Here is a 25,077-nt window from a genome sequence, read left to right as displayed (position 1 = left end):
GGCGGGGCAACGGGTGGGCTAATCAGCGGGTCAGGCGTTTGGCCAGGGTGTTGGCGGCGGTGTCGTCGGGGAGGGCGCGGAGGCCTACGAGCGGGGTGACTGTGACGAAACCGGCAGTGAGGAGGGCCTCGTCGGTGTTCGGGACCGGGTCCGGGCGGGGTGCTTCCAGGTTGATCATCGGTTCACCGGTAGGTGCGGTCGCACCGATGATGCGGGAGCGCTCGATCGGCGCCAGCGAGGCGTGCCGGACCCCGGCCAGCTCGGCCAACGGACGGTCCGGGACGTTGATTGTCAGGACCGTCCCGGCGGGTTCGGGGGCGATCCAGCCGAGCGCCTCGCCGGCGACCGTTGCCGCGGTCTCCCAATGCCCAGGGTCTTCGGAGTCGATACTGACCGCGACCGCCGACGTGTTCTGCCCGGCCGCAGTCACGGCGGCCGCGACAGTCCCGGAGTGGAAGATCGGCACGCCGATGTTGGCGCCCCGGTTGATCCCCGACAGCACCAGATCCGGCGCCCGCCCGAACGCGCCAACCGTCGCCAGCGTCACCGCCAGCGCCGGCGTCCCGTCGATCCCGGTGTACGTCACGCCGTTCTCCGAGTCGGATTCGCTCCGGATCGGCCGGTCGAGCATGCCGGCCCGGGCCGATCCGACACCGCTCTCGTCGTTCAGCGGCGCGACCACAAGCACCTCGTACCCGAGCCCGGCGATCACCGGTGCGAGCGCCCGGATTCCCGGCGCTAGGTACCCGTCGTCGTTGGTGATCAGGACTCGGAGCGGCTCTGGCGGCATGACTCCACCCAATCAGCCGCGGTCTTCGATGTCACCCTCCGTCTCAAGGACCGCGCTCCGCAGCGTCTCGAGCGCCTCGTCGGACGGCTCCGCCCAGAGCCCCCGCTGGGCCGCCTCGAGCAGGCGTTCGGCGATGCCGTGCCGGGCCCACGGGTTCGACTTCCGGAAGAACTCGGCCATCTCCGGGTTCGCCACGTACTCGGTGGTCAGCGTCTCGTACATCCAGTCGTCCACCACGCCCGCGGTCGCGTCGTACCCGAACAGGTAGTCGACCGTCGCCGCCATCTCGAACGCGCCCTTGTACCCGTGCCGCCGCATCGCCGCCATCCACCGCGGGTTCACCACCCGGGCCCGGAAGACGCGCTTCGCCTCCTCGTCCAGCGTCCGCGTCTTCACCTGCGCGGGCACGGCCGAGTCGCCTACGTACGCCTTCGGGTTGGCGCCGGTCAGGTGCCGCACCATCGCGATCATGCCGCCGTGGTACTGGAAGTAGTCGTCGGAGTCCATGATGTCGTGCTCACGGGTGTCCGCGTTCTTCGCCGCGACCTGGATCCGGGCGTACGCGCGTTCCATCGAGCCACGCGCTTCGGCACCGTCGAGGCCCTTGCCGTAGGCGTAGCCGCCCCAGACCGCGTACACCTCGGCGAGTTCCGCGTCGGTACGCCAGTTTCGCGCATCCACCAACGGCAGCAGTCCGGCGCCGTACGATCCAGGCTTCGACCCGAACACCCGGGCCGTCGCCGACCGGAGATCATTGCCCTCCGCAACATCGGCGTCGACGTGCGCGCGCAGATAGTTGTCCTCGGCAAGTTCATCCAGCGCGGCGACCGTACGGACCGCCTCGTCGAGCAGCGCGACCACGTGCGGGAACGCGTCCCGGAAGAACCCGGAGATCCGGATCGTGACGTCGATCCGCGGCCGGCCGAGCTCCTCCAGACCGACCACCTCGAAGCCGGTCACGCGGCGCGACGCCTCGTCCCAGACCGGGCGGCAGCCGAGCAGCCAGAGCACTTCGGCAAGATCATCGCCCTGGGTGCGCATTGCCGACGTACCCCAGATCGTCAAGCCGACCGAGCGCGGCCACTCCCCTGTCTCGGTGCGGTGCCGGGCGAGCAGGGAGTCGGCGAGCGCGACGCCGACGTCCCAGGCGTTGCGGCTCGGGATCGCCTTCGGGTCGACCGCGTAGAAGTTGCGGCCGGTCGGCAGTACGTTCACCAGCCCGCGCGTCGGCGACCCGGACGGACCGGCCTCGACGAAGCGGCCGTCGAGAGCGCGGAGTACGTTCGCCAGTTCGTCGCCGGTTCGCGCCAGCCGCGGCACAACCTCGGTCGCGGCGAAGGTGAGCGACGACTCGACGCCCACGGACTGCTTGCCCAGCACCTCGCTGACGACGACCGGTACCTTCGCCGCGTCCCAGCCGAGCGTTTCCATCCCGACCACGAGCTTCCGCGCCACCGCCTCCAGCAGGTCGACGCCGTCCGCGCCGCTCACCGCAGGCAGGTCCGCGAGCGTCGCAAGCTCCGCCAACTCCGGAACGACCCGGCCGGGGTCCGCGAGCAACGCCGCCTCGTCCACGCCGAACGTCTCGCCCAGCGCGGTCCGCAGGCCGAGGATCGAGTACGACCCGCCCCAGAGCTGCTTCGCCCGCAGTACCGCGAGCACCAGGTTGATCCGCGCCTCGCCCTCCGGCGCACCACCGAGTACGTGCAACCCGTCCCGGATCTGCACGTCCTTGATCTCGCACAGGTACCCGTCCAGGTGCAGCACGAACTCGTCGAAGTCGTCGTCCTCCGGCCGCTCGTCCGTGTGCAGGTCGTGGTGCAGTTGCGCCGCCTGGATCAACGTCCAGATCTGCGCGCGGAGCGTCGGTACCTTCTCCGGATCCAGCGCGGACACGGTCGCGTACTCGTCGAGCAGGTACTCCAGTTTCGCCATGTCGCCGTACGTCTCCGCCCGCGCCATCGGCGGGACGAGATGGTCGACCACGGTCGCGTGCGCGCGGCGCTTGGCCTGCGTACCTTCGCCGGGATCGTTGACGATGAACGGGTACACCATCGGCAGGTTCCCGAGCACCGCGTCCGGCGCGCAATCCGCCGCCAGCCCGATGCCCTTGCCGGGCAGCCACTCCAGCGTGCCGTGCTTCCCGAGGTGGACGACGGCCTGCGCGCCGAAACCGCCTTCGTCGGGAGACATCTCCAGCCAGCGGTATGCGGCGAGGTAGTGGTGTGACGGCGCCAGGTCCGGGTCGTGGTAGATCGCGACCGGGTTCTCGCCGAAACCGCGCGGCGGCTGGATCATCAGCACGACGTTCCCGAACCGCAGCGCGGCCAGTGCGATCGCGGGCTCGTCGCCGGAGGTGTCGACATACAGTTCGCCGGGCGGTGCGCCCCACGCGTCGGTCATTGCCGTACGCAACGAATCCGGAACGCGCGCGAACCAGGTCGCGTACCTGGCCAACGGGATCTTCGCGACCGCGGCCGCCAGCTGCTCGTCGGTCAGCCAGTCGACGTCGTGCCCGCCCGCGGCGATCAGCCGGTGGATCAGCCCGTCGGCGCCGTCCGCGCCCTGCAGCTCGCTCAGGTCCAGGCCGCCGAGGTCGTACCCGGCCGCTTCCAGCTGCCCGAGCAGGACGACGGCCGACGCCGGGGTGTCCAGACCGACCGCGTTCCCGATCCGCGCATGCTTGGTCGGGTACGAGGACAGTACGAGCGCGATCCGCTTCTCCGCGGGCGGGATGTGCCGCAAGCGCGCGTGCGCGACCGCGATGCCGGCCAGCCGCGTACACCGCTCGAGGTCCGGCGCGTACCGGGCCAGGCCGTCCTGGTCGTACGCCTTGAACGAGAACGGGATCGTGATCAGCCGGCCGTCGAACTCCGGGATCGCGACCTGGGTCGCCGCGTCCAGCGGACTGACCGCCGCGTCGCTGTCCACCCATTGTTCGCGGGTGGAGGTCAGCGCGAGGCCCTGGATCAGCGGGATGTCGAGCGAGGCGAGCGCGCCCGCGTCCCAGGCGTCGTCCGCACCGCCCGCGCTGGCATCGGCGGCTACTGATCCGCCAGCCGCGAGCAGGGTGGTGACTAGGACGTCGCACTTCCGGAGTAGGTCGAATAGGCCGGTGTTGTCGGCGCTGGTCGGGTCTAGTCCGCGGAGCGTTCCGCAGTACACCGGCAGTGGTTGCGCGCCTGCCTCCTCGACGGCGGCGGCGAGTGCGTCGACGAAGGCGGTGTTGCCGGAGATCTCGTGGGCGCGGTAGTACACGATGCCGACGACGGGGCGGTCGTCCGGGGTGTATGTGCCGCGGAGGCCGTACGCCGGGAGTGCACGCGGCGGGTCGAATGCGTCGCCGGTGAGCAGGAGGGTGTCGCGGAGGAAGCCGGCCAGGTTTCGGAGGTTGTCCGCGCCGCCCTCTCTCAGGTACGCGAGTGCTTCGGTGACTGCGCCGGCCGGGACCGTCGACAGTGACATCAGCTCGGCATCAGGCGCCGCTTCACCGCTGACGACAACAGTCGGCTTCCCGGCCGCTAGTACGGCGTCCAGCCCTTCCTCCCACGCCCGCCGACCACCAAGCAGGCGTACGACTACCACCTTGGCATCAGCGAGGAGCTCGTCTAGTCCGCTCAACTCCAGCCGGGCCGGGTTGGCGACCTTCCACCCGGCCTCAGCCTGAGCGGCCGCGAGTAGATCGGTGTCAGCAGTCGAGAGGAGTAAAAGGTCCTCAGGTTGGCTCTCGGAGACAGGCATGGGCGACCGTTCCTTTCCGGGGTGTCCACGCCCCGATTCCAGGTACGACGGCGGCAGTTCCTGACTCACTCCCCAAGGAGCTCACAGTGGCGGGACCGCCCCGGACTCACACCGGGTTCCTGCTGATGCCGTCGGTTGACTGGGTCGACTCTAGCGGTGCATTGCGTAGTGGGCTGCTAGGAGGTCGGTGCCCCAGTCGTTGCGGGTGTCTCGCCAGACTGAGTGGATGTGGTTGGCGTTGTCTTGGGTGTTGTCGTATTCGGCGAGGAAGGTGGGGCCGGCTATGGAGTAGTAGTGGCGGTGGCCGGTGCCTGGAGTGGTTTCGCCGGCCCAGGCGAACGTGAGCCGTTCGATGCCCTGGTCGGTGATGTCGTGCCACGTCTGCAGACCGATCGGGCCGGCGGCGCGGCCTACGTACTGGCCGATCAGCAGGCTGAAGAGCTGGCGCTGGTCCGCGGACATGTCGCCGTACGCCAGACCGCGATGCAACAGCGACGCATCGGCAACCGGATCGTGCCGGGTGAGGATGTCATCAGGTGCATCGGGTGAAACGACCGCGACCTCGAGCTGACCAGGCTCCAGCGCATGCAGCAGCTGGAAGCCGAGGTCCTGCTCGGCGGCAAGGAACCGCCGGCCGGCCTTCGGGCCAGTACGAACCTCCGCCGGGTTCGACCCGAGGAACTGCGGTGTGAACGCGACAGCACCCTCCACTACGGTGACATGCAGCGCCAGGTGGTGACCGTTCAACCGCCACGCCCACGGCTCAGTACCGTTCGGGTCGCCCAGTACGCGGAGGAAGTACCGATCGCCGACGATCGACCCCTCCCACTCCCCCGACTCCGGAAGCTCAGGCAGTCCGCGTACGACGACCTCCGCATCCAGTACGGCCCACACATCCGCCGTACCGCGTTCACTGCAACCAGTCGCGACCAACCGCTCCACCAGCTGCTGCTGCACCGGTGTGAGCTCCGTCAGCGCCAGACCGGGAACAGGACCCGGCAGGTACGTCCACTGCTGGTGGCCCGGCGTGTCAAAGGGTGCACGGATCTTCTCCGTCTGTGCCGGGGTCAGACTCGCCAGCAGCTCGAGCACCGTGTCCCGCGTCTGCGCTACAACCATGCTGATCGCTCCCGCTCCGTTGGCTCATAGGGTGTCCACTGCTCGAACGGCCGGTCCAGCTTGTACCGGAAATCGGGTTGCCGCAGCAGGACGCGTGTTTCCGCGTTGTCCGGGTTGCGCAGCGACTCGAAGAACCGGACCGACCAGTGGAACCAGCGCGTGCAGAACAGCCGCATGGTCAGTCCGTGCGAAACCAGCAGGACGTTCCGCGGCGCGTCCGGGCTGTCGAAGTCACGATGCATCGTCTCCAAGAACGTCGACACCCGGTCGTACACGTCCGCGCCCGACTCACCGTGCGTGAACCGGTAGAAGAAGTGCCCGAACTCGTCGCGCAGCTGTCGTTGCCGCTCGATGTCAGCGGTGTCCTGGAAGTTCGCCCAGTCCTGCTCGCGCAGCCGGGGTTCCTCGCGGGCCAGTCCGATCAGGTCGTCCAGTCCGAGCGAGTCGAGTGTCTGCAGGGCGCGGAGGTACGGCGACACGTACACGCGGACCGGCTCGTCCTCGAACAGCTCGCGCAGCTGCTTGCCCGTCTTCGCCGCCTGCTCGTGCCCGTGCGCGGTGAGCGGGATCGCGTGGTCGGGCACCCGCTCGAACACCGACTTGTCCAGGTTCGCCTCGGACTCCCCGTGCCGCAACAGCACGATCCGCAACGGACGCTGACTCAATCCCATCTCCGCCCCCTCCGAGCACCGACCACAGCCGCGAGCACAGCCGCTGCCACACCGACCCGGCGGGCGAGCGCGGCCGTTCGGCGTACGTCCGCGACCGTCGGCGCCGGCCCATCACCGAGCGTGCCGCGATCCTCCGCGTACGTCCCGTAGTCGTTCGTCCCACCAAGCGTCAGGCCAAGCGCACCCGCGTACGCCGCCTCGACCGGACCCGCGTTCGGGCTCGGATGCTTGCCCGCGTCGCGCCGCCACACGCGTACGCTCTCCCGCGCCCGTCCGGCCGCGACACCGGTCAGCACCGCGCAGACCCGAGCCGGTACGAGATTCACCGCATCGTCCAGCCGCGCCGACGCCCAGCCGAAGTTCACGTACTTGGGCGACCGGTACCCGACCATCGCATCCAGTGTGTTCACGGCCCGGTACGCCAGCAACCCGGGTACGCCGAACGCACCGCCCCACAGCAGCGGCGCCACGCACGCATCCGACGTGTTCTCCGCGACCGACTCCACTGTTGCTCGCGCCAGCTCATCCGCCTCCAGCACACTGGCGTCCCGCGCGCACAGGTGGCTCAGCCGCTCCCGAGCCGCCGGGATGTCCTTGTCCTCCAGTAGCCCGGCCATGGCTTCCGCCTCGCGCTCAAGGCTCCGAGCGCCCAGCACCGTCCAGGTAGCCGCAGCGGTCGCTACCGTGTGCAGAACCGGGTGCTGCCGCGTGACCCGCTCGGCCAACAGACCGGCCGCGGCCGTAGTGCCTACGAGCACGGTCGTGTACGCGGCGCCGTTCGCGCGCGAGTCTGCGTACACGGACCGCTCCAACCGCCCGGCAGCCTGGCCGAAGCCGGCGACCGGGTGGAACCGCTGCGGGTCGCCCAGCACACGATCGGCGGCGAAACCGAGCAAGAGACCGAGTGCCCGGGTCAGGCCGAGACCGGCCCAGGTACGGCGCGACGGACCGCGTCTCCGGCGAGGATTCGTCAGGCGCACCCTCAGCAGTCTGCCAGGTGCCCGGCTGTGATTGGGTGAGCGGCATGGGAATCGCGGAGCTGCTGAAGCAGGTCGACGGGAGCGGGGAATTCGGCGTCTGGCTGGGCCGCCTGGACGGCACGCCGGTGTTCGAGTACGAGGCGGAGCGGCCGCACTACTCAGCGAGCACGATGAAGCTGCCGGTGGCGATGGCGATGATGCGCAAGGTCGAAGCGGGTGAGCTGGCGCTGGAGCAGCCGGTGACCGTACACAACGACTTCGCGTCCGCGGGCAGCGGCCGGTTCGGCGTGAACCCGGACGAAGACGAGGCGCCCGCGACCTGGGAAGCGATGGGTACGCCCGTGCCGCTGACCTGGCTGGCGACCGAGATGATCACTCGATCCAGCAACCTCGCCACCAATCTCGTCCTCGAGCAGGTCGGCGTACCGGCGGCGCACGCCGCGCTGACCGAGGCGACACTGCCGACCTCGTCCTCCCCCGCGTCCAAGATCGAGCGCGGCATCGACGATCTGCCGGCGCGGGCGGCCGGGATCAGCAACCTGATGAGCCCGGCCGGACTGGCCGGCGTGCTCGTTGCGGTAGGCAACCAGGCGGGTCCGTCCGGTGCGTACCTGCGCGATCTGCTGGCCGGCAATCAGTGGAACGGCGAGATCCCCGCGCTGCTGCCGCCCGGCACGCGGGTCGAGCACAAGAACGGCTGGGACACCCGGATCCGGCATGACGGCGGCATCGTCCGCGCGGCCGACGCTGACCCGTTCGTCCTGGTGGTGTGTACGACGTCCGACCTGCCGGACCCGGAAGCGCAGAAGCTGATCGCGTCCATCGCGCTGGAGGCGTGGAACCACCGGCACGACTTGGAGGCAGTGCGGTGAAGCTCACCACTCACCTCGTCTCGGCGCCGCTGCACACACCGTTCATCACGGCCTTGCGGACGGCCACCCATGCCGAATCTTTGCTGGTCGAGCTCAGCGACGGCGACCAGAGCGGTTGGGGCGAGGCGCCGCAGGTGCTGAAGGTGACCGGCGACTCATTGGCCGGTTCGCAGGCGTGCATCGAAGGTCCGATCGCCGCCGCGCTGGATGGGCTCGGGCCGGACGATCTGACCGAGGCGCTGCGCCGCGTACAGGGTGCGGTCGTCGGGAACTTCGGCGCGAAGGACGCTGTCGATGTCGCGTTGCATGATCTTGCGGCGCGCCGGCGCGGTCAGACGTTGCACGGTTTCCTCGGGTCGAGCGTCGATGTGGTTCGTACGGACATGACGTTGTCGGTCGGGGACGCGTCGGCGCTCGCTCAGGCGGCGCGGGACCGGATCGCGGACGGGTTCGACGTACTCAAGATCAAGGTCGGTACAGACGCGGCCGGCGACATCGAGCGGGTCAAGCGGGTCCGCGCGACGATCGGGCCTGAGCCCCTGCTGCGGCTGGACGCGAACCAGGGCTGGACGCGGCGCGACGCGGTCACCGTGATCCGCGCGCTGGAGGACGCGGGGTGTGCGATCGAGCTGGTCGAGCAGCCGGTCGCCGCGGCCGATCTGGAGGGGATGGCGTGGGTGACCGACCGGGTCAGCACGCCGATTCTCGCCGACGAGTCCGTGTTCGGCCTCCGCGACCTGGTGAACGTGATCCGGCACGGCGCCGCCGATCTGGTCAACGTGAAACTGGCAAAGTGCGGCGGCCTCGCACCGGCCCGTACGCTGCTCGAACTCGCCCAGGCGCACGGCATCGGCGCGATCGTCGGCTGCATGATGGAAGGTCACGTCGGCGTCGGCGCGGCGGCCGCGCTGGTGTCTGCGTACCCGACGACCGCGGTGAACGACCTGGATGCGGCCTGGTGGCTGCGCGCGGCAGCGGTGACCGGCGGGATTCGGTACGAAGGGTCACTGATCCACCTGCCTTCTGCTCCCGGGCTCGGCGTGACAGGCTTGGCCGCATGAAGTTAGCTGCCACGAAGGTCCCGGTCAGTACGGTCTGGACCTCCCCCGATGCTCCCCGTGACATCGACGCGCCGGCCACCGCCGCGCAACCCGATGTCGCTGCCTGGGCCAAGTCGATGGATACCGAGACCCGCCTCGGCCTGCACGGCCGCACGCTGACCCAACTGCTGTTCGCCGAGCCGGTACTGGTCCGCTCGGAGCGCGACGGCTGGTCGGAGATCGTCGCGCCGTGGCAGCCGTCGTCGCAGGACGAGCTCGGGTACCCGGGATGGGTGCCGTCGAGTCACCTCGGTGAGCTGCCGGAGAGCGCTACCGATCCGGTGGCCATTGACGTACCGAGCGCATCCTTGCTGGCTGAGCCGGACGGGCCCGAGATGGCGGAGCTGTCCTTTGCGACGGTGCTTGCGTCGATTGAGCATGCTGATGGGTACACGCGGGTGGCCACGCCGGACGGCGGGTCCGGGTGGTTGGCTGACGCCGCGCTGCGCGCTGTGGTCGAGCCATCGGCTGCGGATGATCGACTGCGGCTGGGTGAGTTGTTCCTGGGGCTGGAGTACCTGTGGGGCGGCACTTGTGCGTACGGGCTCGACTGTTCTGGGCTGATTCACACGGTCGGCCGGGTGCTGGGGCTGCGTACGCCGCGGGATGCGCATGATCAGGCGGCGGCGCTGGCGAACATTCCGCTGGACGAGGCGCGGCCGGGTGACCTGTACTTCTTTGCTCAGGACGGGAAGCCGATCCACCACGTGGGGTTCGTGTCGGCGGAGGGCATGTTGCACGCGTCCGAGACCGGTAAGCGGCTGGAGAACGGGCCGCTGACCGACGAGCGGCGGGCGACGCTGGTCGCCGCCGCCCGCTTCTGACCTTCTTGTTTACTGGCCGCTGGGACCTTGCTGGTTGGCAGGTCCCAGCGGCGGCGGGTCAGGACTCCTTCGGGTGCAGCTCCGGCTGCTCCTGCTCCTGCTCGACCTCAGCCTCGGCCGATCGCGTCGAGCGGGACTTCAGCAGGCTCAGGATGGTGGTGACGCCGAGCGTGATCACGATGAAGCCGAGCGAGAACCAGATCGGGATCTCCGGCGCCCAGTCGATGTGGTGCCCGCCGTTGATGAACGGCAGCTCGTTCACGTGCATCGCGTGCAGGACCAGCTTCACGCCGATGAACACCAGGATCACGGACAGGCCGAGCGACAGGTACACCAGGCGGCGCAGCAGGTCGCCGAGCAGGAAGTACAGCTGGCGCAGGCCCATCAGCGCGAACACGTTCGCGGTGAAGACCAGGAACGGCTCCTGGGTCAGCCCGTAGATCGCGGGAATCGAGTCGAGCGCGAACAGCAGGTCCGTCGTACCGAGAGCGATGATGACCAGCGCCATCGGGGTGACCAGGCGCTTGCCGTTCTGCTTCACGGTCAGCTTGACGCCGTTGTACTCGTCGGTCGCGTTCAGCCGCTTCTTCGCGAACCGGATCATCGCGTTCTCTTTGAAGTCGTCGTCGTCGTTCATGCCTTCCTTGGCCATGTGCACCGCGGTGTAGACCAGGAACGCGCCGAAGATGTAGAAGATCCAGGAGAACTCGTTGATCGCGGCCGCGCCGACCGCGATGAAGACGCCGCGGAACACGAGCGCCAGGATGATGCCGACCAGCAGCGCGGTCTGCTGGTACTTCCGCGGCACCCCGAACCTGCTCATGATGATCAGGAAGATGAACAGGTTGTCGACGCTCAGGCTGTACTCGGTCAGCCAGCCGGCGAAGAACTGCCCGGCGTACTCGCCGCCGGAGAACCACCAGACGCCGAGGCCGAACACCACGGCCAGCCCGACGTAGAACGCGATCGCGGTGGCCGATTCCCGCGTACTCGGCTCGTGCGGCCGACGGCCGATCACAAAGACGTCGAAGGCCAGCAGCGCGAGCAACAGCCCGACGGTGATGTACCAAACGTAGTCAGCAACGTGCACAGAATCCTCCGGAGCTCAGACGAAATCCACTCCGAAGGTCTCTTCCATCTCACCCTGAGTAACTGTGAGACCGGCGCACCGGGTCGATATCGCTGACCGTGATGACGATGCCACCGCGAGGGAATACTCCCCTTCCGTACACCCATTCTGACGGCTCAATGTCCACAACTCCAAATCCACACCCCGCCGCACCCATCACAACCCCGTGATGACGGCATCACAACCGGTACCCCCTCCCCGCTCCCCCAAGCACCCCCTTGAGAAGCCGCGAAGGAAAGGCCGGCTGTCACGTCACTCGGGACGCGAACGCCGCGGCAACTTGGAGACGACCGTGGCGTACGACGCGTCGACCAGCTCCAGGATCTCGTCGTCCGGTACGTCCCCGGCGAGCTGCACGGTGTTCCAGCCGGCGCGTCCGATGTACGCCATCTTGCTGACGTCATCGGGGTACGACGCGACGAGCTCGTCGGCCTCGTCGCGGTTGGCGCCGCACTTGAGGCCGACGCTGCCGGCGCCGAGGAACGCGAAGATCTTCTCGCCCACCTTCGCGACCGTGTCGCCGTCCCATGGTTCGTCCGGCCAGGCTCCCGGTTTGGCCAGGCAGTACTCGCGCAGGGCCTCGCCGGTCAGCCGGGCGGGTTCAGGCATGGGTGACGACCTCGACGTTGTTGCCGTCGGGGTCGCGGACGAAGACGGCGTAGTAGCCCGGGTGGTACTCCGGCCATTCCTTCGGTGCATGCAGTACCTCGGCGCCGAGCGCGGTCACGGCCTCGTGCACCGTTTCGACCGTGGCGCGGTCCGGGGCAGTGAAGGCGAGGTGGATCTCGCGCTGGGTCCCACCGGTGGTCTGCTTGCCGAGCCAGAACTTCGGGTTGCCGTCCGGACCGGCCAGCCCGAGCACGTCACCGAAGTCCATCGACACGGTGACGTCCAGCGGGCCGAGCACCGCTTCGTAGAAGCGCCGGCTGGCGGCCAGGTCGTCGCATTGCAAGGACACGTGATCGATCACCGGGTCATCTTAGAGCCATCATGTATAGTCATAATATGACTATTTCTAATGAGACTACTGAGGTGCTGGTGGTCGGCGGCGGGCTCGTCGGGCTGGCGACCGCGGTCTTTCTGGGTGAGCTCGGCGTCCGGACGGTCCTGGTCGACCGGCACGCCGGCGCCTCGATCCAGGGCCGGGCCCGGGGCATCAACCAGCGGACGATGGAGCTCTACCGGGCCGTCGGGCTCGAGCCCGAGATCCGCGCCGCGGGCCGGCCGTTCGCGGACGACTGGGGCGTGGCGCGCTGTGAGACGCTCGCCGGTGAGTGGCACTGGCTGTTCGCGGACGACGCCCCGAAGGCGTGGCCGGACCTGAGCCCGTCCGAGTTCTGCCAGGCCGACCAGAGCGCGATCGAGCCGATCCTGATCGCGGCAGGCCGCGACCGCGGTACCTCGTACCGCTTCGGCACCGAGCTGACGTCGCTGACCCAGGACGAGGACCGTGCGACCGCGGTGTTGCGCGACCTGGCAACCGGAGCGACTTCCACGGTCGAGGCCCAGCACGTGGTGGCAGCCGACGGCCATCGCAGCCCGATCCGCGAGCAGCTGGGCATCCCGCGGACCGGGCCCGGCGTCGTCCAGCACTCGGCGAGCATCGTGTTCCGGGCCGACCTCTCGGCGTACGTACCCCGCCGGGCACTGTTCTGGATCATCGCAAACGACGCTGTCGGCGCCGGGCTGGTGACGACCGCGGATCCCGGCCGCTGGAGTCTCAATGTGGCCTACGATCCGGCGGCCGGTCAGTCACTCGAGGACTTCACGACCGAACGGGCGATCGCCGCAGTCCGTGCGGCGGTCGGCGTACCGGACCTGTCGGTGGAGATCGAGGACGTTGCCGGCTGGCAACAGACGATCGGCCTGGCCGACCGGTATCGCGACGGTCGTGTCTTCCTGGCCGGCGACGCCGCGCACACCTGGCCGCCGGCCGGTGCGATGGGCGCCAACACCGGCGTCCAGGACGGGCACAACCTCGCCTGGAAGCTGGCCGGAGTGCTGCGCGGGTGGGCCGGTGCGCGGCTGCTCGACAGCTACGAGACGGAACGTCGTACGGTCGCGGCTGAGCTGTCGGACCTGATCGTGAACCGCCAGCTGAAACGCATCGGTGCGACGGTCGAGGACGACACGACCGACGACCAGCTCTGGACCCTCGGCCAGCGCTACCGGTCCGACGCCGTCGCGGGCGCCGACCACACCACCGTCTTCGGCGACACCCTCGACCGGACCGTCCGCCCCGGTTGCCGCGCCGCACGTCTGGATCGACGACCGGACGTCGACGCACGACCTCTTCGGTCGCAGCTACGTGCTGTTCGCTCCGGCGGACCCACAGCCCTGGCTCGACGCCATCCACCGGGTGCAGCCGAACCTGCCCGTCGCGGGGTACCGGATCGGTATTGAGCCCGCGTGGAGCAGCTACGGCCCCAGCCTGATCCGGCCTGACGGCTACGTCGCCTGGACGGGAACCGATCCGGACGATCTCGCCGCCGCCGTGCCGTCGTTGCTGGCGCTCGACAAGTAGAGAGGGACTCGATGGCAGGATGACGTCATGGCACGAGCGGCGAGCGGCGACCGGCAGACAGCGGACGGCGAGCAGGACACGACCGTACGCCGCTCCCCGCTCGCGATGGCGGTGCTGGTACTGCTGACCGAGCACCCGCAGCACCCGTACGGGCTGCGGCAGCGGATCCGGGAGTGGCAGAAGGACCAGGTCGTCAACGTCACCCAGGCGAACGCGATCTACCAGACGATCAGCCGGCTCGAACGCCACGGGCTGATCGAGGCGGTCGAGACCGCTCGAGAGGAACGCCGGCCGGAGCGCACCCTCTACCTGACCACCGGCCGCGGGCGGCAGCTGTCCCAGCGATGGGTGCGGGACCTGCTCAGTACGCCGGTCGACGAATACCCGAGCTTTTCGGCCGCACTCTCCTTCGCGTCCGCGCTCCCGCACGCCGAAGTGGTCGCCGCGCTCACCGAACGGCTGGCAACCGCCGAACGGCAACTCGCGGACTTCGACGCCGCCACCGAGGAAGGACTGGCCACGGCCGGCCAGCCGCCGACCCTCCTGGACCTGGCGGACCACGAGTACCGGCGGGCGATGGCCGAAGCCGAATTGACCTGGCTCCGCGGATTCCTGGACCGCATCACCCGCTGAGGTGAGGCAGTCACTCGCCCAGCAACCCGCGCGGCCGGACCGGCATCCCGTGCGGCCCGGCGGCCCGCCGGACCGGCGTCCGTTCCGGCGGCCGGCCGGGTGCTACTTCGCGCCGGCGTTGGTCATCTGGCGGAGCTCCTTCTTCAGCTCCGAGATCTCGTCCCGGAACCGGGCCGCGACCTCGAACTGGAGCTCCGCGGCCGCGTTGTGCATCTGGTCGGTCAGCTGCTGGATCAGATCGGCCAGATCGGACGACGGCAGGCCACCGGCGAGCTCCTTCGCCTTCTCACCGGCCCGTGCCTTGCCACCACCCGGCACCGGCGCCTTGCCGCGCGACTGCGTCCGGCCGGAGCCGAGCAGCTCGGCGGTGTCCGCGTCCTCGCGGGCCAGCATGTCGGTGATGTCGGCGATCTTCTTCCGCAGCGGCTGCGGGTCGACCCCGTTCGCTTCGTTGTACGCGTTCTGCTTCGCGCGCCGCCGGTTCGTCTCGTCGATCGCCTGTTCCATCGACGGCGTGATCTTGTCCGCGTACATGAACACCTGACCGGACACGTTTCGCGCCGCCCGCCCGATGGTCTGGATCAGCGACCGCCCGGACCGCAGGAAGCCTTCCTTGTCCGCGTCCAGGATCGCGACCAGCGACACCTCCGGCAGGTCCAGACCTTCCCGCAGCAGGTTGATCCCGACCAGCACGTCGTACTCGCCCATCCGCAGCTCGCGGAGCAGCTCCACCCGGCGAAGGGTGTCCACCTCGCTGTGCAGGTACCTGGTCCGGATACCCATCTCCAGCAGGTAGTCGGTCAGGTCCTCGGACATCTTCTTGGTCAGCGTGGTGACCAGGACCCGCTCGTCCTTCTCCACCCGGAGCCGGATCTCGTGGATCAGGTCGTCGATCTGGCCCTTGGTCGGCTTCACGATCACCTCGGGGTCGACCAGACCGGTCGGCCGGATGATCTGCTCCACGAACCCGTCGGACTTGTCCTGCTCGTACTGCCCCGGCGTCGCGGACAGGTACACGGTCTGGCCGATCCGCTCCAGGAACTCCTCCCAGCGCAGCGGCCGGTTGTCCATCGCGGACGGCAGCCGGAACCCGTGCTCGACCAGGGTCCGCTTCCGGGACATGTCGCCCTCGTACATGCCGCCGATCTGCGGGACGGTCACGTGCGACTCGTCGATGACCAGCAGGAAGTCCTCGGGGAAGTAGTCCAGCAGACAGTGCGGCGCGGTCCCGGGCTCGCGGCCGTCGGTGTGCCGGGAGTAGTTCTCGATCCCGGAACAGGTCCCGATCTGGCGCATCATCTCGATGTCGTACGTGGTCCGCATCCGCAGCCGCTGTGCCTCCAGCAGCTGCCCGTTGCGCTCCAGCTCGGCCAGCCGTTGTTCCAGCTCGGCCTCGATCGAGGTGATCGCCTTCTCCATCCGCTCCGGCGCGGTCACGTAGTGCGTGGCGGCGCCGATGTAGACCTCGTCCTCCTCGCTCAGCACCTCGCCGGTCAACGGGTGCATCGTCATCACCCGTTCGATCTCGTCACCGAAGAACTCCACCCGGACGGCGAGCTCCTGGTACACCGGGAACACCTCGAGCGTGTCGCCACGGACCCGGAAGGTGCCGCGGGTGCCGGCCAGATCGTTGCGCGCATACTGCACGCCGACCAGCTTCCGGAGCAGACCGTCGCGGTCCATCTCGGTGCCGACCTTCACGTGAATCATCCGGTTCAGGTACTCGTCCGCGGAGCCCAGGCCGTAGATGCAGGACACGGTCGCCACCACGACCACGTCCCGGCGGGTCAGCAGCGACCAGGTGGCGGAGTGCCGGAGCCGCTCCACCTCCTCGTTGATCGAGGAGTCCTTCTCGATGTACGTGTCCGTCTGCGGCACGTACGCCTCGGGCTGGTAGTAGTCGTAGTACGAGACGAAGTACTCGACCGCGTTCTCCGGGAAGAAGTTGCGCAGCTCGTTCGCGAACTGGGCGGCGAGGGTCTTGTTCGGCTGCAGGATGAGCATCGGGCGCTGGATCCGCTCGGCCAGCCACGCGATCGTCGCGGTCTTGCCGGTACCGGTCGCGCCGAGCAGGACCACGTCCTGCTCGCCCGCGTTGATCCGTCGTTCCAGGTCCGCGATCGCGGTGGGCTGGTCACCGGCCGGATCGAAGTCCGACACCACCTTCAGCGGGGCGACCATCCGCTGCAGCTCAGACACCTGTCTCATGTCCCCCACCGTACGACCCGCCACGGACAATTTTCCTGGCCCGCCCCTCCGCCCCGGTCAGGCAGTTTGTGAAACCCCAGGTCAGAAGCTCTTCACGACCGAATTGTTCATGTACTTCAGCTCGTTCACCCGCCGGTCGTACACCCGCGCCTCGAGCGCCGCGTCGGTCGCCGTCACCCGGTCGAACTGGTCCTGGTACGCGGTCACGAACCCGCGCATCTTGATCTTGATCGCCTTGTTCTTCGGTGACACCCAGAGACCGTCGTACGACACCGCGTAACAGGACTTGATCTTCGGGTTGTCCGGCTTGCACTCGATCGTCTTGCCGATCCGGACCCCCTCGTAACTGGACGTCTCGATGTCGGCCAAGTGCTCCGCGAAGCCCTTCGCGTCGTACAGCGTGGTCTGCCGCACCCAGTAGTACCCGTCGATCAGGCCGCGGGAGCTGAACTGCTGCAGGATGTAGTTCTGTCCGGAGATCTTCTTGTCCGGCGACTTCAGCCAGCCCTTCGACGGCGTGAACCAGATCCCGTAGCCGACCTCGACCCCGACATCGTTCGGGCCCTTGGAATCGTCCGGCGAGGGAGTCGGCGACGGCGTGTACAGCGTGCCGACCGGGTCCGGCGTCTGCTCCGCCGCAGGCTTGCCGTCCTTCCCGGTCACCAGCAGCACCACACCGCCGGCTACGAGCAGCACCGCGACGATCGCGCCGGCCATGATGATCCAGGCCGTCCGGCTCGCCTTCTTCTGCTGCGGCTGGCTCGGCCGCATCGGACCCGGCCCCCAGCCACCGGGAGCACCTGGCCCACCCGGAGCGCCCCGTCCCGGAGCGCCCGGTCCACCGGGCGTGCCGGGAGCGGGGGCGGGCGGCGGGCCCGGCGCATGCGGACCGGGGCCGTACTGCTGGCTCATAGCTGTTCCTCGCGGTAGTTCCGGTGGTACGTCACAGACTGTCGATCACGGACTTCTTCATCGTCGCCGCGTCCGCCTCGGCCTTCTGGGCGAAGTCGGTGCGGGTCCGGAAGTCGAGCGCGGTGACCACGTTGTCCTTGCGCCGGTACGCCTCGACCGTGCCCCTGACCTTCACGTCCGCACCGGACTTGTCCTTGGTCGTGGAGGTGTAGTCGATCGCGACGCACTCCACCAAGACGTCCTTCGGGCACGGCAGGTTCCGTACGTTGCCGAGTTGCGCGACCTCTTCCGCGGTCTCACCCTCGACGATGCCGAGCAGGTACGCCTGCGCGGCCACGTTCTGCTTCTGCCGGACCCAGAAGAACGCCCGCGGCTCGCCGTTCGGCGCGTAGGTGGCGACCTGCTTGCCCTTGGTCTCGGCGGTCACCAGGCTCCAGCCCTCGACCGGGACCAGGGACACGCCGAAGCCGACCGCGACCGCGTTCGGCGGCGGCTGGTAGGAGGACTGCGGCGCGGTCGGCGTCGCCTGCGTACTCGGCGCCGGGTTCGGATCGGCCTTGTCGTCGCCACCGGACAGCAGGATCAGCGCGACCGCGACCAGCACCACGACGACCACGCCGGCGGCGATCGGGATCAGGATCGGCGGGAACCGCGGGCCCTTCTTCGCCGGCGGCGGCCGGCGCAGCGACGGCGGCCCGACCTTCTCACCCCAGGCGGAGCTGGTCTCGGTCGCCGGCCCCGGCTGCCCACCAGGACCAGGGCCAGGGCCCTGAGCAGGACCTTGGCCCGGCGTGTCTCCCCAGGGCGACGGCGGTGGCGGCACCTCGAGGTTCCAGGGTGACGGCGGCAGCTGTTCGGCCGGCTCGTTCGTCTCGGCCGGTTCCGGGCCGGACGGACTGACCCACGGGTTGCCGCCGCCGGTGCCCTTGTCGCGCTTTCCGCTCACTGACTCTTGACCACCGACTGCAGCATCGCCGACGAGTCCGGTTCGAGCGTCGCCATCTTGTCCTTGCGCCCGTACACCCGGACGACCGTGATGACGCCGTCGTTCCGCTCGACCACGGCCACGAAGCCGACCACGGCATAGCTGCCGTTCTGGCTCGTGGACACGGCGCTGTAGCTCTGGGTCATCAGGACCTTGACCGGTGTCTTGTCGTCCGGCCCCGGCGTGTTCGTCTTCGGCTGGTTCGCGTTCACCGAGGACAGGCCCTTGGTCTCCGCCTTGAACAGGTCCGGCAGCACCGACGCGGCGGTGTCACCCTGGCCCTTCGCGGTGGCCACCATGAAGTAGCCCTCGCCCTGCTTGAGCAGGTACACGCCGCTGAAGTTGTCCAGGCTCTTCCGTACGTAGCCCGGCCGCGGCTTCACGTAGACGCCCTCGGCGACCTCGATGCCCTCGTCGGTGTTCGTCGGCTCGCTACTGGGCTCGTTGCTGGGCTCGTTACTGGGCTCGTTGCTCGGCTGGGAGGTGGTCGGTGTGGGGTCCGGCTCGGCCTTCTTGTCGTCACCGCTGAACACCAGTGCCAGTACGACACCGATGACCGCGACCACGGCGAACGCACCGCCGGCGATCAGCAGGGTCTTGCTGCCACCGCCTTTGCGCGGCGGCTGCTGACCACCCCACTGCTGGCCCGGGTACTGCTGCTGACCCGGGTAACCCTGCTGGTACTGCTGCTGACCGGGGTACTGCTGGTGCTGGTACTGCTGCTGCCCCGGGAAGGTCTGCTGACCCTGCTGGGGGTACTGCTGCGGCTGCCCTTGCTGGGGCTGCCCTTGCTGCGGGTACTGCGGCTGCTGGCCGTACCCAGGCGGCGGCTGCTGCCCGTACCCCGGCTGCTGCCCATAACCAGGCTGCCCCTGCTGAGGCTGCTGCGGCCGTTGCTGTTGGGGCTGTTGGGGCTGCTGCTGTGGTTGCTGGCCCCAGCCCGGCTGGCCCTGCTGTCCCGGCTGGCCGCCGCCGTAGGGCGGTTGCTGGTTGCTCATGCCTGCGTCTCCCCAGTCGTCGCTTCGTATCCACTCGCGCCGGCCGCCGCGGTCACCCCGCGGGCGGACTTCGGTACTGAACGCACCGAGTTGCCGCAGGCGGAGCAGAAGTCGGACTGCGGAAGCAGCGGCATCTCACAGCGCGAGCAGAACGCCAGGTCGCCCGAAGCGTGGTTGGAACCACCACGCGCCGCGGACTCCAGCGCCGCCTCCAGCAGACCCTTGTGGAGCACGGTACGGACCCGGATGATCAGTGCGCCGAGCAGGAGCAGGCCCCAGACCACACCGAGGATCGATCCGATCGTCGAGCCGTGCCCGCCGACGAAACCGAGCAGGTACACGCCGCCCTGGAACAGTGCGTTCACCGCCATCGCCTGGATCAGGCCACCTACCCAGCGGGGCGTGAAGCCGTCATACCCCGCACCGAGGCCGGAGAACTCCGCACCGGCAAGTCCGGTCGCCGACCCGTACACCAGGGGCTTGATGAAACCGTGCAGCAGCACGATGGAGATCCACGTACCCGCGCTGCTGCCCGGACCGGCGAAGCCGCCGCTGATCCAGCCCCAGTGCAGGACGAGCGTCTCGAAGCAGGCGTACCCGACACCGGCGACGACACCGAACGTGAAACCGTCCATCAGGTCGTCGTACCGCGGGCGGGACGCCAGGTAGAGCGGACCGATCTGCCGGATCAGCTCCGACACCACCGGGACCAGCAGGAGCAGGATCAGCAGGTCGCGCCCGGACGGCCCGGCGCTGTTGTTGCCGATCGTGTCCAGGGACAGCGACAACTTGTCCTTCCACAACCAGGTGAAGACAGCCGCCAGTACGCCGGTCAGCACGAAGGCCGCGGCGACCACCGGGATCGGCTCGTCCTCCCAGAGGTTCACGTCGTACAAGTAGATGATGTAGACGATCGGGATGGCGAAGGCCGCGATCATGATGGCGACCGGCAGCGCGCCGAGCGCGGCGGTCAGGACGGTCAGCAGCAGGGCGATGCCGAGCGCGACCTTGTAGGTGTACGGCTGCTTGCCGGACCCCTGCGGCATGATCGTGGACACGAGTTTGAACGACGCCACGGGCTCATCGGGCCTGGCGGCGTACGCATTCTTTCGCTCGGCATCCCCGGTACGCAGGTCGTTGCCACAGTGATGGCAGAACTGCGAAACCTCGGGGACGTCAGAGCTGCAGCGCGGGCAAACCACGCCTTCCTCCCAACCTCGGACGTCCGGACCGGCGCGGGCCGCGCCGTCGGTGGCCGGCCCCACACAGCCCGGGCCGAACCGGGACAGATTCTCGTACAGCCGGTCCCAGATGCATCATTTCCCGCGCAAGGGTCACCTTTTCGTGTCCGGACCGTGCCCTGCGAGTTGTTCCCACTCGGTCCAGAGCGCATCGATTCGCCGGTCCAGGCCGGCGAGGCTGCCGGAGTTGTCCACCACCACGTCCGCGACCGCCAGCCGCTCCTCGCGGGACGCCTGGCTGGCGATCCGCCGCGTCGCCTCCGCCTCGGTCATCCCGCGCTGCGACGTCAGTCGCTCGACCTGCACCTCCACGGGTACGTCGACCACCAGTACCAGATCGAACTTGTCCGCCTGCCCGGTCTCGACCAGCAGCGGGATGTCATGTACGACGACCGCGTCCGCCGGGGCGTCCCGCTCGATCTCGGCGGCCCGGGCGCGTACTCGCGGGTGGATGATCCCTTCCAGCTTCCGCCGGGCCGCGTCGTCACCGAACACGATGCGCCCGACCGCGGGACGATCCAGCTCACCGTCGGCAGTCAGCACGCCCGTACCGAACGCGGCCACCACCTCCGCCAGCCCGTCGGTCCCGCGCGCAACCACCTCCCGCGCCAGCACGTCGGAGTCGATCAGCACCGCTCCCCGCGCCGCCAGCCGCGCCGACACCGCACTCTTCCCCGCACCGATCCCGCCAGTCAGTCCCACTCTCAACACACCGGCACCCTAACCCGTCCGCCCCACCCCACTTTGAGAAGCCACCATGCATTCTTCGTCGCGGAAAATACGCGGTGACTTCTCAAAGTACGGGTGTGGGGCGGACGTGCGAGACCCCCGCATCCGGGGGGATGCGGGGGTCTCGGGGAGTGCGGCTAGCCGAGCGAGGGGATCAGCCCTGGCCGGTCAGCTTTTCGCGGAGGGCCTGCAGCGCCTCGTCGGAAGCGAGCGCACCCTCGACCGGGGCGTCGTCCTTCGGGGCAGCGGCCGAGGAGTACGTCGACGCCTCGCCGGCTTCGACGTCCGCTGTCTTGGCGTCCTCGATCTGCTTCTTGTGGGCCTCCCAGCGCGTGTGGGCCTCGGCGTACTGCCGCTCCCACTCCTCGCGCTGCGCGTCGAAGCCCTCGAGCCACTCGCCCGTCTCCGGGTCGAAGCCCTCCGGGTAGATGTAGTTGCCCTGGTCGTCGTACGTCGCCGTCATGCCGTAGAGCGTCGGGTCGAAGTCGTCCGAGACCGGGTCGACACCCTCGTTGGCCTGCTTCAGCGACAGCGAGATCCGGCGCCGCTCCAGGTCGATGTCGATGATCTTGACCATCACGTCGTCGTTGACCTGGACAACCTGCTCCGGGATCTCGACGTGCCGCTCGGCCAGCTCGGAGATGTGCACCAGACCCTCGATGCCCTCCTCCACGCGGACGAACGCACCGAACGGAACCAGCTTGGTGACCTTGCCGGGCACGATCTGGCCCATCTGGTGGGTCCGGGCGAACTGCTGCCACGGGTCTTCCTGGGTCGCCTTCAGCGACAGCGAGACGCGCTCGCGGTCCATGTCGACGTCCAGCACCTCGACGGTGACCTCCTGGCCGACCTCGACCACCTCGGTCGGGTGGTCGATGTGCTTCCAGGACAGCTCCGAGACGTGCACCAGGCCGTCGACGCCGCCGAGGTCCACGAACGCACCGAAGTTGACGATCGAGGACACGACACCCTTGCGGATCTGGCCCTTCTGCAGCTGGGTGAGGAAGTTCATCCGCACCTCGGACTGGGTCTGCTCCAGCCAGGCCCGGCGGGACAGGACCACGTTGTTGCGGTTCTTGTCCAGCTCGATGATCTTCGCCTCGATCTCCTGGCCGACGTACGGCTGGAGGTCGCGGACCCGGCGCATCTCGACCAGCGAGGCGGGCAGGAAGCCGCGCAGGCCGATGTCCAGGATGAGGCCACCCTTGACGACCTCGATGACGGTGCCGGTGACGACGCCGTCCTCTTCCTTGATCTTCTCGATCGTGCCCCAGGCCTTCTCGTACTGGGCGCGCTTCTTCGAGAGGATCAGGCGGCCTTCCTTGTCCTCCTTCTGGAGAACCAGGGCCTCGACGTGATCGCCGACGTTGACGACCTCGTTCGGGTCGACGTCGTGCTTGATCGACAGCTCGCGGGAGGGGATCACGCCTTCGGTCTTGTAACCGATGTCGAGCAGGACCTCGTCCCGGTCGACCTTGACGATGGTGCCCTCGACGATGTCGCCGTCGTTGAAGTACTTGATGGTCTGATCGATCGCGGCGAGGAAGTCCGCCTCCGACCCGATGTCATTGACCGCTACCTGCGGGGTGGTGCGCACTGCGGGGTCGAGAGGTGCCTCGATGCTGGCCGTCATGTGGTGGGTTGCTCCGTGGACTGGTGGTGTCGTGCGGTTGCGCCATGTTCCTTTGGATCGCACCAAACCGCGGGATTGCCAGAAGACGACAGATTCACCACCGAGCTGCTGCGAGTCACGAGCCTGCTCCGTCCGAGGTCGCGCGGGCCCATAGCGCATCTCACAGAATACCGGGCTTGACGGAGGCAGCACAACCTGGGGCACCCGGTCGGCACCGGCCACCCGCCGGAGACTCCCGGCGCGCCATCGAACTCCGTTGTATTTACTGTACGACGCCGAGGTCCGGCCGGTCTCCGGCGAGCGTGCGGGTGTCGGCCATCCGGGTCACCAGGCGGTGCGCGGCGGCCGCGATTTCGTGCTCGTCCGCGCGCCCGGCGAGCTCCAGGAGCGCCCACAGATCCGCCGCCCGGCCGAGGTCGACCAGCGGCTCCCCCAGGTCCATCCCACTCCGCCGGAGCGCTTCGAGCGTCGCGCCGGCCAGGACCGGGTCGGTGCAGAACCGGAGCAGGTTCCCCAGATCGGTGTACGGCGACCCGGCGTGGGCGAACTCCCAGTCGATCAACCCGGTGATCCGGGCCGTCGCCGGGTCGACCAGCAGGTTCTTCGGGTTGAAGTCGCTGTGCACGAGACAGACCCGGTCCACGCCATCTGCCAGTACGTCCTCCGCTTCCGCCACCACATCGGCGAACCCGTCTTGCCGGCGCTCGTCGAACCCCAGCACCTGCCCGGCGGAGTACTCGGACAGGTCACCGAGGTCGAACGGCTCGATGCCCAGTTCCCCGTCCCGGAACATGCCGGTGCGGAGGAAGGGCATCCCGCTCAGCCGCGCCAGCAGCTCCCCCAACTGCGTTCCGACCGTACGCCGCTGGTCGTCCGGCGCCGACTCGAGGAACTGCTGCAGGTTCACGCCCGGCAGCCGCTCGGTCAGCAGGTACGGAGGGTCTTCGAACGAACCCTCCCGCTTCAGATCCAGCACCCGCGGCACCGGCAGCAACCCACGGACAAGCTGCAGCAACGCCGCGTCGACAGCAGCCCGCTCCGGGTCCTTGACGTAGAGCTTGATGACCGCGTCCTCACCACCCGCACTCACCGCGAACGTCTGCCCGCCATACCCACCAGCAAGCGGAACCGCGGTACTGCTGAAGTCGCTCATACCCAGATCCTGCCAAATCGGCTTGAAGTTGACGCAGCGGCAACATCTATCGTCGATCAGGTCGAGGGAAAGGAGCAGCCGGATGGCGTGGTCGATCGCGGAGGTGGCCCGGTTCTCCGGTGTCACGTCGCGCACGCTCCGGCACTACCACGCGATCGGTCTGCTGGAGCCGGCTCGGGTCGCGGCCAACGGCCGGCGGTACTACGAGCAGGAACACCTGTTGCGGTTGCAGCAGATCCTCCTGCTCCGGGACCTCGGGCTGAGCCTGGCCGTGGTGGGCGAGGTGCTCGCACAGCGCGGCGGGCAGGACGTGATCGAGGTACTGGCCAGGCACAAGGAATGGCTGGTGCGCGAGCAACTGCGCCTCGGCCGGCTGATCCGGACCGTCGAGACGACCATCACCAAGTTGCGGGAAGGAGGAGAGATGTCACCGGAGAAGGTGTTCGCAGGATTCGAGCACAACCAGTACGAGGCCGAGGCGCGGGAGCGCTGGGGCGATGCCGCGGTGGACGCGAGCTACGAGCGGATGCGCGGCTGGAGCGCGGCGGATGCCGAGCAGGCCCGCACCGGGTACCCGCGGGTCCACGAAGGACTTGCGGCGCTGAAGGCGAAAGGAGTCGCCGTGACCGAGCTGAGCGTGAAGGAGCTGATCCAGCTGCACTACGAGGTCACTTGCCTGTTCTGGACGCCGACACGTGCGGCGTACCAGGGTCTCGGGCAGTTGTACGTCGACGACGAGCGGTTTCGGCAGAGCATCGGCGACGAGCTGGTCACGTACCTGCGCGACGCGATGACCGTGTACGCCGACAACAACCTGGACAGCTGATCGAGACCT

General features: G+C 68.6%; 23 protein-coding genes, 1 pseudogene and 1 riboswitch. Of the genes and pseudogenes, 8 read left to right on the top strand and 16 right to left on the bottom strand.

Translation table 11 applies throughout. From position 1 onward, the window contains the following. Nucleotides 1-22: 22 nt before the first annotated feature. The 5 genes from surE to ABD260_RS04680 form a co-directional block, all read right to left on the bottom strand. Nucleotides 23-790, bottom strand: coding sequence for a 5'/3'-nucleotidase SurE (surE, locus tag ABD260_RS04700; protein WP_344232055.1), 768 nt, complete (start codon nucleotides 788-790; stop codon nucleotides 23-25). Between the two features lie 12 nt (nucleotides 791-802). After that, nucleotides 803-4,531: a cobaltochelatase subunit CobN gene (gene cobN / locus ABD260_RS04695; RefSeq protein ID WP_344232054.1), complete on the bottom strand. Its 3,729-nt coding sequence runs from the start codon at nucleotides 4,529-4,531 to the stop codon at nucleotides 803-805. A 35-nt stretch (nucleotides 4,532-4,566) separates the two neighbouring features. Next, nucleotides 4,567-4,679: riboswitch (cobalamin riboswitch) on the bottom strand. 2 nt (nucleotides 4,680-4,681) lie between these two features. Next, on the bottom strand, nucleotides 4,682-5,650 hold the full coding sequence (locus ABD260_RS04690) for a DUF3500 domain-containing protein (protein WP_344232053.1): 969 nt from the start codon (nucleotides 5,648-5,650) through the stop codon (nucleotides 4,682-4,684). Then, entirely contained in the window at nucleotides 5,641-6,321 is a 681-nt protein-coding gene (locus tag ABD260_RS04685; RefSeq protein WP_344232052.1) for a phosphoglycerate mutase family protein, read from the bottom strand. The genes ABD260_RS04690 and ABD260_RS04685 overlap by 10 nt, the downstream gene beginning before the upstream one ends. Continuing rightward, nucleotides 6,312-7,301 (bottom strand): cobalamin biosynthesis protein, encoded by a 990-nt coding sequence (locus ABD260_RS04680; protein ID WP_344232051.1) that lies wholly within the window; start codon nucleotides 7,299-7,301, stop codon nucleotides 6,312-6,314. The genes ABD260_RS04685 and ABD260_RS04680 overlap by 10 nt, the downstream gene beginning before the upstream one ends. 44 nt (nucleotides 7,302-7,345) lie before the next feature. Between ABD260_RS04680 and ABD260_RS04675 the strand changes: the two genes are divergently transcribed. From ABD260_RS04675 to ABD260_RS04665, 3 genes are read left to right on the top strand one after another with little or no spacing between them, the layout of a single operon-like run. After that, nucleotides 7,346-8,173, top strand: a complete 828-nt coding sequence (locus ABD260_RS04675) for a serine hydrolase (protein WP_344232050.1) — start codon at nucleotides 7,346-7,348, stop codon at nucleotides 8,171-8,173. Then, entirely contained in the window at nucleotides 8,170-9,234 is a 1,065-nt protein-coding gene (locus tag ABD260_RS04670; RefSeq protein WP_344232049.1) for a mandelate racemase/muconate lactonizing enzyme family protein, read from the top strand. The genes ABD260_RS04675 and ABD260_RS04670 overlap by 4 nt, the downstream gene beginning before the upstream one ends. After that, nucleotides 9,231-10,097, top strand: coding sequence for a C40 family peptidase (locus tag ABD260_RS04665; protein ID WP_344232048.1), 867 nt, complete (start codon nucleotides 9,231-9,233; stop codon nucleotides 10,095-10,097). The genes ABD260_RS04670 and ABD260_RS04665 overlap by 4 nt, the downstream gene beginning before the upstream one ends. Nucleotides 10,098-10,155: 58 nt before the next feature. Here ABD260_RS04665 and ABD260_RS04660 read toward each other — a convergent pair whose 3' ends face one another. The 3 genes from ABD260_RS04660 to ABD260_RS04650 form a co-directional block, all read right to left on the bottom strand. Then, nucleotides 10,156-11,187 (bottom strand): TerC family protein, encoded by a 1,032-nt coding sequence (locus ABD260_RS04660; protein ID WP_344232047.1) that lies wholly within the window; start codon nucleotides 11,185-11,187, stop codon nucleotides 10,156-10,158. A gap of 291 nt (nucleotides 11,188-11,478) precedes the next feature. Further along, nucleotides 11,479-11,835 (bottom strand): MmcQ/YjbR family DNA-binding protein, encoded by a 357-nt coding sequence (locus ABD260_RS04655; protein ID WP_344232046.1) that lies wholly within the window; start codon nucleotides 11,833-11,835, stop codon nucleotides 11,479-11,481. Further along, nucleotides 11,828-12,196, bottom strand: coding sequence for a VOC family protein (locus tag ABD260_RS04650; protein ID WP_344232045.1), 369 nt, complete (start codon nucleotides 12,194-12,196; stop codon nucleotides 11,828-11,830). The genes ABD260_RS04655 and ABD260_RS04650 overlap by 8 nt, the downstream gene beginning before the upstream one ends. 35 nt (nucleotides 12,197-12,231) lie before the next feature. On the opposite strand from ABD260_RS04650, the gene ABD260_RS04645 reads away from it, so the two are divergent. From ABD260_RS04645 to ABD260_RS04635, 4 genes and pseudogenes are all read left to right on the top strand, one after another. Continuing rightward, complete coding sequence (locus ABD260_RS04645) at nucleotides 12,232-13,629, top strand: FAD-dependent monooxygenase (RefSeq protein ID WP_425553285.1); 1,398 nt, start codon at nucleotides 12,232-12,234, stop codon at nucleotides 13,627-13,629. Next, a pseudogene (locus ABD260_RS37525) lies at nucleotides 13,532-13,750 on the top strand (aromatic-ring hydroxylase C-terminal domain-containing protein); the annotation flags it as partial. The gene ABD260_RS04645 and the pseudogene ABD260_RS37525, both read left to right, overlap by 98 nt. Further along, the gene (locus ABD260_RS37520; RefSeq protein WP_425553288.1) at nucleotides 13,668-13,877 is read left to right on the top strand and encodes a zinc finger domain-containing protein; all 210 of its coding nucleotides are present in this window, start codon (nucleotides 13,668-13,670) and stop codon (nucleotides 13,875-13,877) included. The pseudogene ABD260_RS37525 and the gene ABD260_RS37520, both read left to right, overlap by 83 nt. Then, nucleotides 13,778-14,383, top strand: coding sequence for a helix-turn-helix transcriptional regulator (locus tag ABD260_RS04635; RefSeq protein WP_344232043.1), 606 nt, complete (start codon nucleotides 13,778-13,780; stop codon nucleotides 14,381-14,383). Before ABD260_RS37520 ends, ABD260_RS04635 begins: the two co-directional genes overlap by 100 nt. Before the next feature lie 102 nt (nucleotides 14,384-14,485). Here the strand turns inward: ABD260_RS04635 and uvrB are convergent, their stop codons facing one another. The 8 genes from uvrB to ABD260_RS04595 form a co-directional block, all read right to left on the bottom strand. After that, nucleotides 14,486-16,591 (bottom strand): excinuclease ABC subunit UvrB, encoded by a 2,106-nt coding sequence (uvrB, locus tag ABD260_RS04630; protein WP_344232042.1) that lies wholly within the window; start codon nucleotides 16,589-16,591, stop codon nucleotides 14,486-14,488. An 81-nt stretch (nucleotides 16,592-16,672) separates the two neighbouring features. Then, nucleotides 16,673-17,362, bottom strand: a complete 690-nt coding sequence (locus ABD260_RS04625; protein WP_344232041.1) for a flagellar basal body-associated FliL family protein — start codon at nucleotides 17,360-17,362, stop codon at nucleotides 16,673-16,675. Nucleotides 17,363-17,534: 172 nt separating this feature from the next. Continuing rightward, a complete protein-coding gene (locus tag ABD260_RS04620) occupies nucleotides 17,535-18,449 on the bottom strand; it encodes a hypothetical protein (RefSeq protein WP_344232040.1) in 915 nt (304 codons plus the stop codon). Continuing rightward, entirely contained in the window at nucleotides 18,446-19,486 is a 1,041-nt protein-coding gene (locus tag ABD260_RS04615; protein WP_344232039.1) for a PT domain-containing protein, read from the bottom strand. Before ABD260_RS04615 ends, ABD260_RS04620 begins: the two co-directional genes overlap by 4 nt. Next, the gene (locus tag ABD260_RS04610; protein WP_344232038.1) at nucleotides 19,483-20,562 is read right to left on the bottom strand and encodes a PrsW family glutamic-type intramembrane protease; all 1,080 of its coding nucleotides are present in this window, start codon (nucleotides 20,560-20,562) and stop codon (nucleotides 19,483-19,485) included. The genes ABD260_RS04615 and ABD260_RS04610 overlap by 4 nt, the downstream gene beginning before the upstream one ends. Before the next feature lie 258 nt (nucleotides 20,563-20,820). After that, the gene (gene coaE / locus ABD260_RS04605) at nucleotides 20,821-21,438 is read right to left on the bottom strand and encodes a dephospho-CoA kinase (RefSeq protein WP_425553284.1); all 618 of its coding nucleotides are present in this window, start codon (nucleotides 21,436-21,438) and stop codon (nucleotides 20,821-20,823) included. Between the two features lie 172 nt (nucleotides 21,439-21,610). Next, the gene (rpsA, locus tag ABD260_RS04600; RefSeq protein WP_344232037.1) at nucleotides 21,611-23,089 is read right to left on the bottom strand and encodes a 30S ribosomal protein S1; all 1,479 of its coding nucleotides are present in this window, start codon (nucleotides 23,087-23,089) and stop codon (nucleotides 21,611-21,613) included. A 262-nt stretch (nucleotides 23,090-23,351) separates the two neighbouring features. After that, complete coding sequence (locus tag ABD260_RS04595) at nucleotides 23,352-24,242, bottom strand: phosphotransferase family protein (protein WP_344232036.1); 891 nt, start codon at nucleotides 24,240-24,242, stop codon at nucleotides 23,352-23,354. An 82-nt stretch (nucleotides 24,243-24,324) separates the two neighbouring features. On the opposite strand from ABD260_RS04595, the gene ABD260_RS04590 reads away from it, so the two are divergent. Then, complete coding sequence (locus tag ABD260_RS04590; protein ID WP_344232035.1) at nucleotides 24,325-25,068, top strand: MerR family transcriptional regulator; 744 nt, start codon at nucleotides 24,325-24,327, stop codon at nucleotides 25,066-25,068. The last annotated feature ends 9 nt before the right edge of the window (nucleotides 25,069-25,077 follow it).

The organism is Kribbella hippodromi (assembly GCF_039531045.1).
GTDB classification, from domain to species: domain Bacteria; phylum Actinomycetota; class Actinomycetes; order Propionibacteriales; family Kribbellaceae; genus Kribbella; species Kribbella hippodromi.
The sequence above is the reverse complement of the archived record's forward strand: the minus strand, read 5'-3'. Positions and strand labels throughout refer to the sequence as shown.